Origin of the sequence: Emcibacter sp. SYSU 3D8 (assembly GCF_039655875.1) — a bacterium.
Classification (GTDB): Bacteria; Pseudomonadota; Alphaproteobacteria; order SMXS01; family SMXS01; genus RI-34.
In genome coordinates, this window is record NZ_JBBYXK010000004.1 from 102,124 (window position 1) to 120,681 (window position 18,558).

The window sequence follows — 18,558 nt, forward strand, 5'->3', positions numbered from 1 at the left end:
CCATGATCCCCGTCACATCATATCAGGACAGGCCCGTAGCCGTTTTCGGTCTCGCACGCAGCGGCATCGCCGCGGCGCGGGCGCTGGCGGCCGGCGGCGCTGCGGTGACGGCGTGGGACGACAATCCGAAAAGCCGGGATATCGCCGCTGCGGCGGGTGTGGCGCTGGTGCCGTCGGCCGAGTTGGACTGGAGCCGCCAGGCTGCGCTCGTGCTTAGCCCCGGCGTGCCGCTGACCCATCCCGTTCCCCATCCGGTCGTTGCGTCGGCGCTCGCGGCCGGCCTGCCGATCATCGGCGACATCGACCTGTTCGCCCAGGCTGAGCCGACGCTGCCGCGGCACAGCGTGGCCGTGATCACCGGCACCAACGGCAAGTCGACGACCACCGCCCTGCTGGCCCATCTGGTCGAGGCCTGCGGCCGCGCATCGGTCGCCTGCGGCAATATCGGCACGCCGATCCTGGACCTCGAGCCGCTGCCGTCGGGCGGCGTCTATGTCATCGAGATGTCGTCCTACCAGATCGACCTGACATTCAACCTGCGGCCGGAAGTGGCGATCCTGCTCAACACGTCACCCGATCACCTGGACCGGCATGGCGGCATGGTGAACTATGCCGCGATCAAGCGCCGCATCTTCGATTGGCAGGCGCCTGGCGGCGCGGCGATCATCGGCGTCGACGACGACTACGGACGCGAGGCCGCCGACCGTCTGAGGGCGTCCGGCCGCGCGGTGACGCCGGTGACGGTCATGGGCCGCTCGGATACGGGCGTCTCGGTAGAGGATGCCGTGTTTTTTGATGCGGCCATCTCGCCGCAGCCGGTCCTGTCCCTCGACGGCATCGAAAGTCTGCGCGGCCGGCACAATTGGCAGAACGCCGCTGCGGCTTATGCCGCGGCCCGCGCGCTGGGTTTCTCGACCGCTGCCATCGAAGCGGGGCTGCGCAGTTTCCCGGGACTGGCGCACCGGCTGGAATATGTCGGCACGGCGAACGGCGTGCGCTTCGTCAACGATTCCAAGGCGACCAATGCCGATGCCACCGGCCACGCGCTCGCCGCCTTCGGCCGGGTTCACTGGATCGCCGGCGGCAAGGCCAAGGACGGCGGTATCGACAGCCTGAAGCCGCTGTTCGGCCATGTCGAGCGCGCCTATCTCATCGGCGAGGCCCAGGACGCCTTCGCCGAGAGCCTGGACGACGCCGGCGTCGACAACGAGCGCTGCGGGACTATGGAACAGGCCGTCGCCAGCGCCGCGCGCCATGCGGGCGTGGGCGAGGTGGTGCTGCTTTCGCCCGCCTGCGCGTCGTTCGATCAATATCCGAATTTCGAGGTGCGCGGCGACCACTTCCGCGCGCTTGTCGCCCAGCTCGCCCGGGAGCCCTCCGCATGATCACCTTCGGCCGCACCGATAACAGTGTACTGGGCCGCTGGTGGTGGACGGTGGACCGCTGGCTGCTGTCCGCCATCATCATGCTGATGGCCGCAGGCGTGTTGTTCGCCATGGCGGCCAGCCCGCCCAAGGCGATCGGGCTGGGCCTGCCTGCATTCCATTTCGTGCTGCGCCAGCTGTATTTCATACCCATTGCACTGGCGCTGCTGGTCGGCTTCTCCCTGCTCACTCCCGTGATGACCCGGCGCGTGGCGATCCTGCTGTTCGGCGTGTTCTACCTGTGCACGCTGTCCACACTGGTGCTGGCGCCCGAGATCAAGGGCTCGCAGCGGTGGCTGTTCCTTGGCGGCATGGCGGTCCAACCGTCGGAATTCCTGAAACCCATGTTCATCGTCACCAGCGCCTGGATGTTCGCCCAGAGCAAGCGTAACGAGGATTTTCCGGGTAGCGCGATCGCCGTCCTGCTGTGCTGCGTCGTCATGGGCACGCTGTTGCTGCAGCCGGATTTCGGCCAGGCGATCCTGATGTTCACCGTCTGGGGCGCTCAGTTCTTCCTTGCCGGCCTGCCGCTGTTCATGATCGGCGTGCTCGCCATCGCGGGCGTCGCGGCGGTCATCGGCGCCTACCTTCTGCTGCCCCATGTGGCGAGCCGCATCGACCGGTTCCTCGATCCCGCGTCGGGTGACACCTATCAGGTCAGCACGGCCATGGACGCCTTCACCGCGGGCGGCTTTCTGGGCCGGGGACCGGGCGAGGGCGTGGTCAAGCGCATCCTGCCCGACGCCCACACCGACTTCATCTTCGCGGTGATCGGCGAGGAATTCGGCCTGATCGCCTGCCTGATCATTGTCATGGTGTTCGCCTTCGTGGTGCTGCGCGGCTTCCTCAAGGTCATGCGCGAGGAGGACCCGTTCCTGTTCCTCGCCAGCGCGGGCCTGATCGTGCTGTTCGGCATGCAGGCGATCATCAACATCTCGGTGAATATTCAGCTGATGCCCGCCAAGGGCATGACCTTACCGTTCGTCTCCTACGGCGGCTCGTCGCTGCTCTCCATGGCGATGACCATGGGCATGCTGCTGTGCTTCACCCGGCGCAATCACTTCGGCACAGGGGGGAGGCTGTCCATATGATCGCACGTCCTCCCCGCATCGTCCTCGCCGCCGGCGGCACCGGCGGTCACATGTTCCCGGCGCTGGCCGTCGCGGAGGTGCTCAAGCGCCGCGGTGTCGAGCCCGTGCTGGTGACCGACGACCGCGGCGAACGCTATGCGGCGCCGTTCGGCAACATCGACAAGCACGTCCTGCCGGCCGCCAATGTCACCCGGAACAAGTTGACCGGCGCGGTCAACCTGGTGCGCGCAACCTCGGCCGCCCGCAAACTGCTCGCCGACATGCGGCCGGTCGCGGTGATGGGCCTTGGCGGCTATGCGACGCTGCCCGCGCTGATCGCTGCGCGTCTCCGCCGCATCCCGACCTGCATCCATGAGCAGAATGCCGTGCTCGGCCGGGTCAACCGGCTGTCGGCCGGCTTCATCGACCGCATCGCCCTGTCGTTCGCCGACACCCAGCGCCTCGCTGAAGGACACCGCGCCAAATCCGTCGTCACCGGCAATCCGGTGCGGGCCGAGGTCGTCGCGCTTGCCGGCGTGCCCTACGGGCCGCCCGGCGATGGCGGCGCCGTCCGCCTGCTGGTGCTTGGCGGCAGCCAGGGCGCCTCGGTCCTGAGCGAGGTGGTGCCGCCCGCGCTGGCGCGGCTGCCGGAGGAGATTCGCGCGCGGCTGCAGGTGACCCAGCAATGCCGCCCCGAGGACATCGATAGCGTGCGCGATCTCTACGCCCGCCAGTCGATTTCCAGCGAACTGGCGCCGTTCTTCACCGATGTGGCTGCCCGCCTCGTCGAGAGCCACATCGTCATCGCCCGTGCCGGCGCCTCCACCATCAGCGAGCTGGAAGTGACCGGCCGGCCCTCCATTCTGGTGCCGCTGCCGGGCGCCATGGACGACCACCAGACGGCCAACGCTGCGTCGCTGGCCGCATCCGGCGGCGCCTGGGTCATCCCGCAGCCCGGCTTCACCGCCGAGACCGTCTCCGATCGAATCGAGGCCCTTGTGCGCAATCCGGATGCGCTTGCGGTTGCGTCCGCCGCCGCGCGTGGCCGGGCCACGCTCGACGCCGCCGAGAGGCTGGCGGACCTGGTGCTCGAGTTGGCCAACCAGCGGCTGGACAGCCGCGCCGCTTCGACCGCCGAACAGCCGCCGGGTACCGATAATCTGGCGCGCGAATGGAGGGTGGCATGAGGAAGCCATTGCCATTCGACATCGGCACGATCCATTTCGTCGGGATCGGCGGCATCGGCATGAGTGGCATTGCCGAGGTGATGCGCAACCTGGGCTACAGCGTGCGCGGGTCCGATCTGTCGGAAAACGCCAATGTGAAGCGGCTTCGCGGCATTGGCATCGACATCGCCATCGGACATGCCGCCGGCAACATCGCCGACGCCAGCGTGGTGGTGATCTCCAGCGCCGTGAAAGGCGATAACCCGGAAGTGGTCGCCGCTCGCGCCAACCTGATCCCGGTCGTGCGCCGTGCCGAGATGCTGGCCGAGTTGATGCGCCTGAAGTGGTGCATCTCGATCGCCGGCACTCATGGCAAGACCACGACCACCTCGATGATCGCGGCCGTCCTCGACGCCGCCGCGCTGGATCCCACCGTGATCAACGGCGGAATCATCAACGCCTACGGCACCAATGCGCGCCTGGGCGAGGGCGAGTGGATGGTGGTCGAGGCCGACGAGTCCGACGGTACGTTCATCAAGCTGCCGGCCATGCTCGCGGTCGTCACCAACATCGACCCCGAGCACATGGAGTATTATGGCACCTTCGATGCGCTGCGCGACGCCTTCAAGCAATTTGTCGAACGCACGCCGTTCTATGGCAGCGCCATCCTGTGTATCGACCATCCCGAGGTGCAGACCCTTGTGGGCCGTATCTCCGACCGGCGTGTCGTGACCTATGGGATGAGTGCTCAGGCCGACGTCCGGGCCCGCAACGTGTCCTATACCGAGGGCGTCGCCCATTTCGATGTGGAGATCGCCGACCGCAAGAAGAACGAGACGCGGCGCATCGACGGCCTCAGCCTGCCCATGCCAGGACGCCACAACGTGGTCAATTCGCTGGCCGCCGTATCGGCCGCCATGATCCTCGGCCTGTCCGATGAGTCGGTCCGCACCGCGTTTTCCAAGTTCGAAGGCGTCGGGCGCCGCTTCACCAAGGTCGCCGAGGTCGGCGGCTATACCATCATCGACGATTACGGCCACCATCCGGTAGAGATCGCGGCGGTTCTCGCGGCCGCGCGCGAGGCCTATCGCGGCCGGGTGATCGCCATCGTGCAGCCCCACCGCTACTCCCGCCTGCAGAACCTGTTCGAAGGCTTTTCCACCTGCTTCAACGACGCAGACTCGGTGGTCATCACCGACGTCTATCCGGCCGGCGAACAGCCGATCGAGGGGTTCGGCGGCAAGGAACTGGCCGAAGGCATCCGCGCCCGCGGGCACCGCGATGTGCGCCACATCGTGGGCGAGGCCGAACTGGCCTCGATCGTCGCCGCGCTCGCGGCGCCGGGCGACGTGGTGGTGTGCATGGGCGCAGGCAACATCTCGGCCTGGGCCAACGCGCTGCCCAAGCGGCTGCAAGGAGGGGCGGCATGATGGCGGCTGCCCTCAAGCGCGACAGCCTGATCGATCGCCTGCCCGTGGTGCGCGGCGTCTACGAGGAAAATGTGCCGCTGGCCGGTCTCACCTGGTTCCGTGTCGGCGGTCCGGCCGAAGTTGTGTTCCGTCCGGCCGACGAGGATGATCTGGGTACGTTCCTGGCGGGGCGGCCGGCCGACGTGCCGATCACCATCATCGGCGTGGGCTCCAACCTGCTGGTGCGGGACGGCGGCGTGCCGGGCGTCGTCATCCGTCTTAGCCGTGCGTTCGCCAAGGTTGGTGTTTCCGGCACCCTGGTTACCGCAGGGGCCTCGACACCCGATGTCAACGTGGCGCTCGCCGCCCGCGACGCGGGCCTTGCCGGGCTTGAGTTCCTGCGCGGCGTTCCCGGCACCATCGGCGGCGCGGTGAAGATGAATGCCGGCGCCTACGGCAGGGAAATGGCCGATGTGCTGACCGAGGCGATCGCCTTGGCGCCCGACGGCGGATGCCATGTGCTGACCGGCTTCGACCTGGCGTTCACCTATCGCCACAGCGCCTTGCCCGAGGGCTGGATCATTACGTCGGCGACCTTGCGCGGCACGCCCGACGAGCCGGCCGCCATCGCACGGCGCATGGAAGACATCTCCGACCAGCGCGGCGCCACCCAGCCCAAGTCGCGCACCGGCGGCAGCACCTTCAAAAACCCGCCGGGCCAGAAGGCATGGCAGCTGATCGACGCCGCCGGCTGCCGGGGTATCCGCGTCGGCGGCGCGCAGATGTCCGAGCTCCATTGCAACTTCATCATCAATACCGGCGATGCGACCGCCCGCGACATCGAGGCGCTGGGCGAGGACGTGCGCCGCCGGGTCCTCGAAAATTCCGGCGTCAGCCTGGAATGGGAAATCATGCGGATTGGCGTGCCGTCCGGGACGCCGCTGCAGGGAGGCGCCTCATGAAGCCTCATGTGGCGGTGATCAAGGGCGGTTGGTCCGCCGAACGTGACGTATCGCTGGTATCGGGCAGCGCGGCGGCCAGGGCGCTCGCCGCACGGGGCTACCGTGTCACCGAAATCGACGCGGGTCACGACCTGGCGCAGAAGCTGGCCGAGCTGAAGCCCGACGTGGCGTTCAATGCGCTGCATGGCCGTTGGGGCGAGGATGGCTGCGTCCAGGGCATCCTCGAGGTGCTCGAGATTCCCTATACCCATTCGGGCGTCATGGCCTCGGCCGTCGCCATGAACAAGCCCATGGCGAAACGGGTCTGCGCCGCCGCCGGCGTGCCGGTGACCGAAGACCGGGTCGTCGCCTCGGAGGATCTGTTCAAGGCCGATCCCCTGCCGCGGCCCTATGTGGTGAAGCCGGTCGACGAGGGATCGAGCGTCGGCGTCGTCATCCTGCATCCCGGCGACAATACGTTCAGCCCGGATGTGGAGGGGCCCTGGCAGCAGAATACCGAGGTGATGGTCGAGCGGTACATCGCCGGCCGTGAATTGACCTGTGCGGTGATCGGCGACCGGGCGACGACCGGGGTCACCGAACTGCGGCCCAAGCGCGGGTTCTACGACTATGAGGCAAAGTACAGCGAGGGCCTGACAGAGCACCTGATTCCGGCGCCGGTCGATCCCGAGATCTACGAGCGGGTCCGCCACCTGGCATTGTCGGCGCACCGGGCGCTGGGTTGCCGCGGCGTCAGCCGGGCAGACTTCCGCTTTGACGATACCAGCGGCGGCGCCGGCGAACTGATCCTGCTGGAAGTCAACACCCAGCCCGGCATGACGCCGCTGTCGCTGGTGCCGGAGATGGCCGCCTACGAAGGCATTTCGTTCGAAGACCTGGTCGTCTGGATGGTGGAGGACGCGTCATGTCGCCGCTGAACCCCGGACGCGTCATGCCCGGCGCCCGCGACAACGCGGCCGCCAAGCGCGGCGGCAAGCAGAAGCGCGCTGGACGGCGGGCCATGACCGACCGCGAGGCGCAGGCCGCCTCGTTCATTCACCGCCGCCGGATGCAGCGCATCCGCCGGATCGGCGCGATCTCCGGCAGCGTCGTCGTCGTGGTCGGCGGCTTGTGGATGTGGCTGGCCGGTACGTTCACGGCCATGGCCGATGCCGCGCCCGAGATGGTGCCCAGCATTTCCGACCTGTCGGGCCTGACGGTCAATCATATCGACGTCTCCGGCATCAACAGCCTGGAGCCGGAAGAGATCATCATCGCCTCGGGCGTCGAGGATGGCCAGAAGCTCGGCGACATCGATCTGGACGTGGTGCGCGAGCGCGTCGAATCGGTGGGATGGGTCCGGGCCGCGCGGGTATCGCGCATCCTGCCCGGCACCATCCAGATCGCCGTATCCGAGCGGGTGCCCTACGCGTTCTGGCAGCAGAAGCGGAAGCTGCGCCTCATCGACCGCGAAGGCGTCGAGATTACCCAGAAGGATCTGGTTCACTTCGCCAAATTGCCGCTGGTCGTGGGCGAAGGCGCGCCGAAGCACGCCAAGGCCCTGTTCGACATCATGGACAGCGAGCCGGCGCTGTCGGCCCGGGTCAAGGCGGCGGTCCGGGTCGGCGACCGGCGCTGGGATCTGCACTTCGACAATGGCTCCATCGTCCGGCTGCCGGAATACGGCGCGGATGCCGCGTGGCACCGGCTGGCTGCGGTCGAAGGCGCCAAGGGAATTCTGGAGCGCGACATCGTCTCCGTCGACATGCGGCTTGGGGACCGGACCACGGTTCGCCTGACGCCGGAGGCGGCACAGGCGCGACGGGACGCGGAAGCCGCGGCCGCAAAGGCGGCCAAGGCGCTCAAGAACAACGGTAAAGGCTAGGGAGGCACAACGGATGTCGTCGGGTAAAGGTGGATTGGTCGCTGCACTGGATATCGGGTCGACGAAGATCTGTTGCTTCATCGCGCGCGTCGGCGATGACGGCCGCATCAAGGTCGAAGGCATCGGGCATCAGGTCTCCGAGGGAATGCGCTGCGGCGCGGTGGTTGATATCGAGGCCGTGGAATCGTCGGTCCGCGCCGCCGCCGATGCCGCCGAGCGCATGTCCGGCGAGACCATCCGCCGCGCATTCGTGAACGTCTCCAGCGGTTTTCCGAACTCAGAGGCCATTCATGTCGAGGTGAAGATCGCCGGCCACCAGGTGGGCGAGAGCGACATCCGCCATGCCCTCGACGAGGCCCGCCGCAAGGCCGAGCTGCTCGAGCGTGAAGTGCTGCACACCATCCCGGTCACCTATGCCATCGACGGCTCGCGCGGCATCCGCGACCCGCGCGGCATGTATGGCGACCGGCTCGGCGTGGACATTCATGTGGTGACGGCAGCCAGCGGTCCGCTGCGCAATCTCCAGCTCTGCATGGAGCGCGGCCATCTGGGCATCGCGGGATTGTGCGTGTCGCCCTATGCGTCGGGCCTGGCCGCGCTGGTCGAGGACGAGCGCCAGATGGGCGTCACCGTCATCGACATGGGCGGCGGCACCACGACGATCGCCGTCTTTATGGACGATGCGCTGGTCTACACCGACGTGGTTCCCATTGGCGGGCAGCACATCACCAACGATATCGCCCGCGGCCTCCTCACGCCGATCGTGGACGCCGAGCGGCTGAAAACGCTGCACGGCAGCGCGCTGCGCGGGTCGTCAGACGACCGCGAGATGATCAGCGTCTCGCAGATGGGCGAATTCGAGGGCGATCACACCCAGAGCGTGCCCCGTTCCATGCTGACCGGCATTATCCAGCCCCGCGTCGAGGAGATCTTCGAGGCGGTGCACGAGCGGCTGATCTCGTCGGGCTTCGACCAGGTTGCCGGCAAGAGGGTCGTGCTGACCGGCGGCGGCAGCCAGCTGCAGGGCGCGCGCGAACTCGCCACCCGAATTCTCGATAAACAGGTCCGCCTGGGCCGTCCGCTGCGCGTGGATGGGCTCGCCGAGGCAACCGTCGGACCCGCTTTTGCCACCTGTGCAGGTTTGTTGGCCTACGCGGCACAGGGGTTTGTCCGCAAGGGCATGATGACCACGACCACCATGCTGGCTCCACAGGAGTCCAGAAGCACCATGGCCCGCGTAAGCCAATGGATCCGCGAGAACTTCTAACCGGGCTTTCCCCAGCCCAAGGAGACCGAAAATGGCGATATCTTTGAGTACACCGGCGATAACCGAGCTTCGCCCCAAGATTCTCGTCGTCGGCGTCGGTGGCGCCGGCGGCAATGCCGTCAACAACATGATTCGCTCGAAGCTGGAAGGCGTCGAGTTTGTCGTTGCCAACACCGACGCCCAGGCGCTCGGTAACTCGCTCTGCGAACGTCGCATCCAGCTTGGCGTGCAGATCACGCAGGGCCTGGGCGCGGGCGCTCGCCCCGACATTGGCGCTGCCGCCGCGCAGGAAGCCATCGATCATTTGCGGGAGCCGCTCGCCGGCGCCCACATGGCGTTTATTACGGCCGGCATGGGGGGTGGCACCGGTACCGGTGCCGCCCCCGTCATTGCCCGGATGGCGCGCGATCAGGGCATCTTGACCATCGGCGTCGTCACCAAGCCGTTCCAGTTCGAAGGCGCCCGCAGGATGACGATCGCCGAGGAAGGCATCGAGGAACTGCAGAAATACGTCGATACCCTGATCATCATCCCGAATCAGAACCTGTTCCGGCTGGCGAACGAGAAGACCACCTTCGCGGACGCCTTCAACATGGCGGACAACGTGCTGCATTCGGGCGTGCGCGGCATTACCGACCTGATGGTCATGCCGGGCCTGATCAATCTCGATTTCGCCGACGTTCGTACGGTGATGATGGAGATGGGCAAGGCGATGATGGGCACTGGCGAAGCCGAGGGCGACACCCGCGCCATCGAGGCCGCCGAGGCCGCCATCAACAACCCGCTGCTCGATGAAGTGTCGATGAAGGGCGCCCACGGCGTGCTCATCAACATCACCGGCGGCCTGGACCTGACCCTGTTCGAGGTCGACGAGGCGGCCAACCGTATCCGCAGCGAAGTGGATCCGGATGCCAACATCATCGTCGGCTCGACCTTCAGCGAGGCCATGAACGGCAAGATGCGCGTGTCGGTGTTCGCCACGGGCATCGAGGCCGAAAACGCCACGCGCGCCTCGACCACCACGGTGATGTCGTTCCCCAGCATCCCGGCCCAGCCGCGGACCGGCACCGGCTATGCCGGCGGCGCCGCGACCGCAGCCGTGCTGCACCAGCCGGGACGGGCCGCCGCTGCGCCGGCGATGCCCGCCGCCATGTCGGCCGCGCCGCTGGTGTCGCCGATGACTGCCGAGGCGTCACCGGTCGCCGAAACCATGGAGGACGCCGAAGAGCTGCTGACGCTCGACGTCGCCGACATGGTCTCCGAGGAAACCGCCGGCCCGGTCACATCGAGCCCGGCGGATTTCATCGCGCCGGCCCGCGAGGCCGCCAGCGCCGAGATACCGGTCCGTCCCTCGCCCCGTGACGCCGACGCGTTCTTCGCGCCGCCGAAGCCGATGGAGCCGGAGCGGGCCCCTGTCGCCGAGACCCGCGTGAACGCACGTCCCGATCCTTTCGCCGAAGCGGCCATGGCCAACGGTGCCACCCCCGCACCGTCCAAGCCCAGCCTGTTCGAGCGGATGACCGGCCGTGGCAAGAAGCCGGAAACGGTCGCTGACAGGAGCGGTCCGCGCCTGACTCGCGAGGAAGCCCCCATGACCCTGCGCAATGCGGGGCCGCGGACCGAGGCGGCGTCAGGAACGGGTACCGAGGACCAGATCGACATCCCGGCCTTCCTGCGCCGGCAGGCGAACTGAGAAATGATGAAAACCTGTTCCGGGCAAACAAGGACCGGCAGACATCGGATGGCTTGCTTATCTCCTTCTAGGCTCCTTAGAATGCGCGTCTTCGCGGATTTTGACGGGGTCGGGTGTTCGTGGTAAGCAGCCCACCGGCGTCGGTATGCCCAAGACGTCTTTGTGAGCCTGGAAAGGTGCCTGTGTGACCGTTGATCGCGTTCGACCTGGATCCCTGATGCCCCTGTCGGTCTCTAGGGGGCTTAAGTCCGCCAGGCACAAGATTGCTGTGGCCGCCGTAGTGCTTGCGGCGACCCTCAGCGCTTGCGGCGGTGACAAGATCGAATACGCCGACGCCGATGTTGGCACCCTTTACAACAAGGCCCACGAGTTCATGGCGGCGGGTCAGTACCGGTTCGCCGCCGTGATGTTCGACGAGGTCGAGCGCCAGCACCCCTATTCGGCCTGGGCGCGCCGGGCCACGTTGATGTCGGCCTACAATCATTATCTGTCGAACGACTACGATTCGGCGATCCTGGCCTCGCAGCGCTTCCTGGCGCTGCATCCGGGCAACCGCGACGCGCCCTATGCCTATTATCTGATCGCGATTTCCTACTACGAACAGATTTCGGACGTGGGCCGCGACCAGAAGGCGACCCAGCAGGCGTTGGATTCGCTGAACGAGGTGATCCGCCGTTTTCCCGGCACCGACTATGCCGAGGATGCGCGGCTGAAGGTCGAGTTGACCATGGATCATCTGGCCGGCAAGGAAATGACCATCGGCCGTTTCTACATGCGCCAGACCGAATTCATCGCCGGCATATCCCGCTTCCGCAAGGTGGTGAAGGATTTCCAGACCACCAGCCAGGTGCCCGAGGCGCTTCATCGTCTTGTCGAATGCTATCTGGCCGTGGGCCTGAACCTGGAAGCGCAGAAAGCGACGGCGGTCCTGGGCTATAATTTCCCGGACAGCAAGTGGTTCCAGTACAGTTACGACCTGCTGGAGGGCAAGGGTCTGGAACCCCTGGATCTGCCTGAGGACAAGGGACCCCATGGCGGCGCGGGCAACTTCTTCGAATGGCTGTTCTGATTCGCGCCTGACGCGGGACGGCGCATGCTGACCGCGCTGGCCATCAGCAATATTGTCCTCATCGACCAGCTGTCGCTGGAGTTTCGGCCCGGCCTCAGCGTGCTGACGGGCGAGACGGGCGCCGGCAAATCAATCCTGCTCGATTCTCTCGGCCTGGTAACCGGCGAACGCGCCGACAGTGGCCTGGTGCGCGCCGGCAGCACCGGCGGTGCGGTCACCGCGGAATTCGATATTCCCGAGTCCCATCCGGTCCATGCGGTGCTGGCCGATCAGGGCCTTGCCGACGAGGGGCACGGCCTGCGGCTGCGGCGGCAGATCGGCGCCGACGGCAGAAGCCGCGCCTTCGTCAACGATCAGCCCGTCGGCGTCGGCCTGCTGGCCCGGATCGGCGGCCTTCTGGTGGAAATTCACGGCCAGCAGGGTCAATTGGGGCTGCTCAATCCGGCCAATCACCGGGCGCTGCTCGATTCCTTCGGCGGCCTGCAGCCGCAGGCGGCGGAAGTCCGGGACGCCTGGCAGACCTGGCGGGACGCGCAGGCCGCCGTCGCCGCAGCGCGCGAGCAGTTGAGCAAGGCGCGGGCCGACGAGGATTATCTGCGCCATGCCGCCGATGAACTGACCAGCCTCGATCCCCGCCCCGGCGAGGAAGAGGAACTTGCCGAAAGCCGCACCGCAATGATGCATGGCGAGCAGATCGCCGGGGAACTCACCGAGGCGCTGTCCGCCCTTGCCGGTGACGGCGGCGCCGAAGCGGGCCTGCGCGTTGCCCTGCGCCGGCTGGAGCGGGTGGCCGAGAAGGCCGGTGGCCGCCTTGATCCGGTGATCGACGCGCTCGGCCGGGGATTTACCGAGATCGAGGAGGCGGGCCGCGCCCTCGAGGCCGTGGGCCGCGACCTGGAATTCGACCCGCGTGTTCTCGAGCGCGCCGAGGAACGCCTGTTCGCGTTGCGCGCAGCGGCGCGCAAGCACGGCTGCACGGTCGAGGAACTGCCGGCTGTCCGCGACGCGCTTGTCGGCCAGATCGAGGCGCTGGAAACCGGTGAGCAGGGCCTTGCCGCCATGGAACAGGCGTTGCACCTGGCCGAGACAGATTATGCCGCCCGGGCCGAGGCGCTGGGCGATGCGCGTGCGGCGGCGGCCGCCCGGCTCGATGCCGCCGTGATGGTGGAGTTGCCGCCGCTGAAGCTCGAGCGCGCCACCTTCCGCACGGCGGTAGCGCGGCTCCCGCGTGAGCGCTGGGCCAGCCACGGCGCCGACGAGGTGCAGTTCGAGGTGGCGACCAATCCGGGCTCCGCTGCGGGTCCGCTGTCGAAGATCGCGTCCGGCGGCGAGTTGTCGCGCTTTGCCCTCGCGCTCAAGGTGGTGCTGGCCGAGGCTGACAGCCCGACGACGCTGATCTTCGACGAGATCGACCAGGGCGTGGGCGGCGCGGTGGCCGCCGCCGTGGGCGAGCGCCTGGCCCGGTTGAGCGACGGCGCACAGGTGCTGGTTGTCACCCATTCGCCACAGGTGGCGGCACGCGGTGGCGTCCATCTGCGAGTCGGCAAGACCGTCGAAGGCGGCGTGACCCTGACGCGGGTCGAGGCGCTGGCCTCCGATGAGCGTCGCGAGGAAATTGCCCGCATGCTGTCGGGTGCGAGCATCACCGACGAGGCGCGCGCGGCGGCGACGCGCCTGCTGGAAGGAGCGGAGGGTTAGGTGGATCAGCCGGTTGACGACATGACCCTGGAGGAAGCAGGCGCCGAGCACGCGCGATTGGCAGCCGAAATCCGCCGGAACGACGAGCTCTATTACACCAGGGACGCGCCGGTGCTGTCCGACGCCGATTATGACGCCCTGCGCAAGCGGCTGCTGTCCATCGAGGCGGCCTATCCGGAACTGGCGACGCCCGACAGCCCCAGCCAGAAGGTGGGCGCGGCGCCGTCGGCGGGGTTCTCCAAGATCCGGCATGCCCTGCCCATGTTGTCGCTGAACAATGCGTTCGATGACCAGGATGTGCAGGACTTCATCGACCGGGTCCGGCGCTTCCTGGGCCTGTCCGCCGACGCGGCGGTGGACATCCTCGCCGAACCCAAGATCGACGGCCTGTCCTGCTCGGTGCGCTATGAAAAGGGCAAGCTGGTGCTGGCCGCCACGCGCGGCGACGGCCAGGAGGGCGAGGATGTCACCGCCAATGTCCGCACCATCGCCGATATTCCCAATGCCCTGAAAGGCGAGGGCTGGCCCGACGTGCTCGAGGTGCGCGGCGAGGTCTACATGACCAAGCCCGATTTCCTGAAACTCAACGAGGCGCAGGATGCGGCCGGCAAGGCGCGCTACGCCAATCCGCGCAATTCGGCCGCGGGCTCGCTGCGCCAGCTCGATCCGGATATCACCCGTTCGCGCCGGCTGCGCTTCTTCGCGTGGGGCTGGGGCGAGGCGGCGGCGGTTCCCGCCGACCGTCAGAGCGGCATGATGGCGCGCATCGCGTCCTGGGGCTTCCAGGTCAATCCGGAGCTCAAGGTCTGCGACTCGGTGGAGACGGCGCTGGAGGCCTATCGCCGGATCGGCGAGATTCGGGCGTCGCTGACCTATGACATAGACGGCGTTGTCTATAAGGTCGACCGGCTGGACTGGCAGGAACGCCTCGGCATGGTCAGCCGCGCGCCGCGCTGGGCCGTCGCCCACAAATTCGCCGCCGAGCAGGCGCAGACAACAGTCCAGAAGATAGACATACAGGTCGGTCGAACCGGCGCCCTGACGCCCGTCGCCAAGCTCGAGCCGGTCACCGTCGGCGGCGTCGTGGTGCAGAACGCGACCTTGCACAACGAGGACGAGATCAGGCGCAAGGACATCCGCGAAGGCGACACGGTCATCATCCAGCGCGCGGGAGACGTGATCCCGCAGGTGGTCGCCGTGGTGCCGGAGAAGCGGCCCAAGGGCGCCGAGGCCTATGTGTTCCCCACCACCTGTCCGGTCTGCGGCTCTCATGCCGAGCGCGAGGAGGGCGAGGTGGTGCGGCGCTGCACCGGCGGGCTGATCTGCGAGGCGCAGCGCGTCGAGCGGTTGCGGCACTTCGTGTCGCGCGACGCCTTCGACATCGAGGGCCTGGGCGAAAAGCAGATCGCCGCCTTCTGGCGCGACGGGCGCATTCAATCACCCGCCGATATCTTCCGTCTGGCCGAGACGGAAAAGACGTCGCTGAAGCGGCTGGACGTAACCGAAGGCTGGGGCAAGACGTCGGTCGCCAACCTGTTCGCGGCCATCGATGCGCGCCGCACCATCGGCCTCGACCGGTTCCTTTACGCGCTGGGCATCCGGCATATCGGCCAGGAGAATGCGCGCATCCTCGCGCGGCACTACCTATCCATCGACGCATTGCTGGAGGCGGTGAGCGCGGCGCAGGATCCCGAAAGCGAAGCCTGGCGCGACCTGCTCAACGTGGACGGCATCGGCCCGAAGGTTGCCCAGGCGTTGCTCGACTTCTTCGGCGAGGCACTGAACCTGCAGGTGGTGCACGACCTGCTGGAGGAAATCCGGGTCAGCGACTTCGATCCGCCCCGGACCGACTCGCCCATCGCGGGCAAGACGCTGGTGTTCACCGGCACGCTGGAGAAAATGACCCGCGACGAGGCCAAGGCCCGCGCCCAGGCGATGGGCGCCAAGGTGGCCGGTTCGGTGTCGAAGAAAACGGATCTGGTGATCGCCGGCCCCGGCGCCGGCTCGAAACTGGCGCAGGCGCAGGCGCTGGGCGTGGCGGTGATCGACGAGGACGGCTGGATCGAGATGGCGGGGCTGTAGGCGCGGCGGCCGGCCGCGCCACGGCTCAAAGGCTCACGCCGCCTGCGGCCTCAGGCACCATTTCGGCCGCTGGGTGTAGAGGTAGAGGCACAGCACCGCGAACACACCGTGCACGACAACGTCGGCAAAGAGCGTGTCCGCGATCGTCAGCGCGACGGCGATGGCCAGGTGAAAGCTGAACAGGATGCCCAGAACGGCGCCTGCGGCCGCGAAGCTGTCCCGGTGGGACCAGGTCCAGAAAACCGCGCTGCCGACGGCAAGCGCCACGAACCCGTAATTCCAAGCCCACAACATCGCGCTGCTGTTTCCCGTGTCGACGAGGATTTGCGGCGCCGCGAACAGCACGGATGCACCGACGCCTTCAATCATCAAATTCGCAACGAGAATGGCAGAATACAATTTCTTCATGCCGCGAAGTCCTCAATGGCCGGAGCACGTCTTTTAACACTTGGGGCGGGAATAGGCCATTCAGGTGCTCAAGAATGCGCTTGAACGGCGCGAGTGACAGGCATTGTTCACGGTGTTCTTAGAGACGATGAACTTGCCGGTATTCGAGGCATCGAGATCCAGAAGATGCTCCATTCTCGGAAAAAGCCACTCCATCTCTTTGCCGTCATAGTCGGTAAGCGAGGCGGTTGTATCGCCCTGTGGCCGGCGGTACTGACAAGTCAACCGCCCGGACCAGACCAACATTTAGTGCCTAGCAGTCGTAGACTACGGATCGGAAGCTCTGTCAGGCGCGCATACTGGTCGATTGAACAAACCGCTTTTTATTGTAAAACGTATGTTGTATAACGGGCGTTGGACGGACGGACGAGAGCAACTCGCCGTCGGGAGCAAAGGGGAAAAATCATGAAGCTGCTGACGCCGATTCAGATCGGCCCTATCGAGGTCAAGAACCGCGTCGTGTCCACGGCCCATGCCGCCTTTCTGGAGTTCTTCAACCCGATCTCCAGCGGGGAGCGTTATATGGCGTACCAGGAGCGACGGGCCCAGGGCGGCGCCGGCATGATCATCTTCACGGCCATGCATGTGCATGAGTCGAGCCAGATCCCATACCATTTCGTCTTCGACGCGGAGACCATGGCGCCGAAGTTCCGTCAGATATCGGCTCGCCTGCACAAACACGGTGCCAAGTGCATCTCGCAGCTGTTTCACTTCGGCGCGCAGGCCAAGTCAGACCAGCACGACGACTACCATCCACTATGGAGCTTCTCCGGCACCACGACCCTCGAGGGCGAGGTGACGCACAAGATGACCAGCGACGAGATCGAGGAGGTCATCGACGCATTCTGCCTGGCTGCCAAGGTTGCCACTGAGAACGGCATGGACGGCGTGGAACTCCATGGCACTCACGGCTATCTCATCCAGCAGTCTTTCAGCCCGTTCGCCAACCAGCGTGACGACAAGTGGGGCGAAGACCTGTACTTCGTGAAGACGCTGGCCGCTCGGGTGCGCGACACCATCGGACGTGACAAGGTCATGGGGTTTCGCATCTCGGCGGATGACTTCATCAGGCCGGAGGATGGCGGCGTCGGCCATGCACGGCTGTGCCATATTGCCTCCCAGGTTATCGGCACCGGCCTGTTCGACTATCTCAACCATTCCGAAGGCGCGGGCGGCTCACACTACGCGAGGGCCATCGGCTCATTCCGCCACAAGTTCGGTGAGTACCTGCCGCTGACGCGGAACCTGCGCGAGGCGATCGGCGGTGCCGTGCCGCTCATCGGCGTGAGCAAGATTCCGACCCCCGACCTGGCCGAGCAGGCCCTGCAAGCCGGCGACTGCGACATGGTCGGCATGACACGGGCACAGATTGCCGATCCGGATCTGGTCAACAAGGTGGCTGGCGGGCAGGCGCACCGTGTGCGGACTTGTACCGGCTCGAACCAGGGATGTTTCGACCGCGCATCGTTCGGCATCACCTGCTTCCAGAACCCCGAGGTGGGCGAAGAGAATCGCTTCAAGAAGCTCGACGTCCCTATCGCCCAGACCAAGCGCGTGCTTGTCATCGGCGGCGGACCGGCTGGCATGAAGGCCGCCGAGATCGCCTCGAAGCGCGGCCACATGGTGACGTTGGCGGAAGCGGGGTCGCGACTGGGCGGACGTCTCAATCTGGTCGAGACAGCCGGAGACTCGAAGAACCTGCTGAGTGCCGTTGCGTGGATCGAGGAAGAGTTGGCGGGGCTCGATGTAAGGATCCTGATGCAGACCGTGGTGGACGAGGACTTCGTCAGGCAGTTCAAACCCGATGCGATCATCCTCGCGGCGGGCGCCTACACAACCGACGAGTTGCCGGTGCCGACGGACGGGTCTATTCAGGTGCTGTCGTCGGATGATGCGGCAGCCGGCCTGTTCGAGGGCACGAAGTTCGAGTTGAAGGGAACGACCGCGCTGATGGTCGATCTACGCGGAAACTACGAGACCGCACTCGTGCTGGAATCGCTCGCGAGGCGAGGTGCCAAGGTAACGGTTGCGATGCCCGCACCGGTGTTCGGTCATAACCTCGGCGCGTCGCACGCAGACGATTTCAGCCGCGTTGTGATCCCTGAACTCGGTATCAGGCAGTTGCCTTCGACCAGTCTTACGAAGATCAGCCAAGGCCGCGTGCATCTTAAAAACCACGTATCCGGCGAGGAGCTTGAGGAGTTCTTCGACTTCGTCGTTGCGGGGACACCGCCTAAGCCCAAGGATGGCCTGTGCGAGGCGCTAAGCAAGTATGCACCGACGAAGGTTGTAGGCGATGCCGTGGCGCCCCGCAGTGCCATGTTGGCCTTCAGGGAAGGCGATCGGGCGGGGCGTACGATATGATAGGCGTGCAGTCGATCTAGCCTTGTTGTTGGATTTCAAACCC

Annotated in this window: 14 protein-coding genes; 13 read left to right on the top strand and 1 reads right to left on the bottom strand. The window is 66.4% G+C overall.

Annotated features, from left to right (window positions below; translation table 11 throughout):
• Positions 1-2 precede the first annotated feature (2 nt).
• From murD to ligA, 12 genes are all read left to right on the top strand, one after another.
• Positions 3-1,385, top strand: coding sequence for a UDP-N-acetylmuramoyl-L-alanine--D-glutamate ligase (gene murD, locus WJU21_RS14455; protein ID WP_346324158.1), 1,383 nt, complete (start codon positions 3-5; stop codon positions 1,383-1,385).
• Positions 1,382-2,515 (top strand): putative peptidoglycan glycosyltransferase FtsW, encoded by a 1,134-nt coding sequence (locus WJU21_RS14460; RefSeq protein WP_346324159.1) that lies wholly within the window; start codon positions 1,382-1,384, stop codon positions 2,513-2,515. Before murD ends, WJU21_RS14460 begins: the two co-directional genes overlap by 4 nt.
• Complete coding sequence (gene murG, locus WJU21_RS14465) at positions 2,512-3,681, top strand: undecaprenyldiphospho-muramoylpentapeptide beta-N-acetylglucosaminyltransferase (protein WP_346324160.1); 1,170 nt, start codon at positions 2,512-2,514, stop codon at positions 3,679-3,681. The genes WJU21_RS14460 and murG overlap by 4 nt, the downstream gene beginning before the upstream one ends.
• Complete coding sequence (gene murC / locus WJU21_RS14470) at positions 3,678-5,090, top strand: UDP-N-acetylmuramate--L-alanine ligase (protein WP_346324161.1); 1,413 nt, start codon at positions 3,678-3,680, stop codon at positions 5,088-5,090. Before murG ends, murC begins: the two co-directional genes overlap by 4 nt.
• Entirely contained in the window at positions 5,090-6,031 is a 942-nt protein-coding gene (gene murB / locus WJU21_RS14475) for a UDP-N-acetylmuramate dehydrogenase (RefSeq protein ID WP_346324454.1), read from the top strand. Before murC ends, murB begins: the two co-directional genes overlap by 1 nt.
• Entirely contained in the window at positions 6,028-6,948 is a 921-nt protein-coding gene (locus tag WJU21_RS14480; RefSeq protein ID WP_346324162.1) for a D-alanine--D-alanine ligase, read from the top strand. Before murB ends, WJU21_RS14480 begins: the two co-directional genes overlap by 4 nt.
• A complete protein-coding gene (locus tag WJU21_RS14485; protein WP_346324163.1) occupies positions 6,936-7,895 on the top strand; it encodes a cell division protein FtsQ/DivIB in 960 nt (319 codons plus the stop codon). The genes WJU21_RS14480 and WJU21_RS14485 overlap by 13 nt, the downstream gene beginning before the upstream one ends.
• A 13-nt stretch (positions 7,896-7,908) precedes the next feature.
• Positions 7,909-9,162, top strand: coding sequence for a cell division protein FtsA (gene ftsA, locus WJU21_RS14490; protein ID WP_346324164.1), 1,254 nt, complete (start codon positions 7,909-7,911; stop codon positions 9,160-9,162).
• 31 nt (positions 9,163-9,193) lie between these two features.
• Positions 9,194-10,855 carry a cell division protein FtsZ gene (gene ftsZ / locus WJU21_RS14495; RefSeq protein WP_346324165.1) on the top strand — a complete coding sequence of 554 codons (1,662 nt, stop codon included), beginning with the start codon at positions 9,194-9,196 and terminating at the stop codon, positions 10,853-10,855.
• A gap of 268 nt (positions 10,856-11,123) precedes the next feature.
• Positions 11,124-11,924 carry an outer membrane protein assembly factor BamD gene (locus WJU21_RS14500; protein WP_346324166.1) on the top strand — a complete coding sequence of 267 codons (801 nt, stop codon included), beginning with the start codon at positions 11,124-11,126 and terminating at the stop codon, positions 11,922-11,924.
• Positions 11,925-11,948: 24 nt separating this feature from the next.
• Positions 11,949-13,622, top strand: a complete 1,674-nt coding sequence (gene recN / locus WJU21_RS14505; protein ID WP_346324167.1) for a DNA repair protein RecN — start codon at positions 11,949-11,951, stop codon at positions 13,620-13,622.
• 21 nt (positions 13,623-13,643) lie between these two features.
• Entirely contained in the window at positions 13,644-15,704 is a 2,061-nt protein-coding gene (ligA, locus tag WJU21_RS14510) for an NAD-dependent DNA ligase LigA (RefSeq protein ID WP_346324455.1), read from the top strand.
• A gap of 33 nt (positions 15,705-15,737) precedes the next feature.
• Here ligA and WJU21_RS14515 read toward each other — a convergent pair whose 3' ends face one another.
• Positions 15,738-16,112 carry a hypothetical protein gene (locus WJU21_RS14515; protein ID WP_346324168.1) on the bottom strand — a complete coding sequence of 125 codons (375 nt, stop codon included), beginning with the start codon at positions 16,110-16,112 and terminating at the stop codon, positions 15,738-15,740.
• A gap of 444 nt (positions 16,113-16,556) precedes the next feature.
• On the opposite strand from WJU21_RS14515, the gene WJU21_RS14520 reads away from it, so the two are divergent.
• Positions 16,557-18,515 carry an FAD-dependent oxidoreductase gene (locus WJU21_RS14520; RefSeq protein ID WP_346324169.1) on the top strand — a complete coding sequence of 653 codons (1,959 nt, stop codon included), beginning with the start codon at positions 16,557-16,559 and terminating at the stop codon, positions 18,513-18,515.
• The last annotated feature ends 43 nt before the right edge of the window (positions 18,516-18,558 follow it).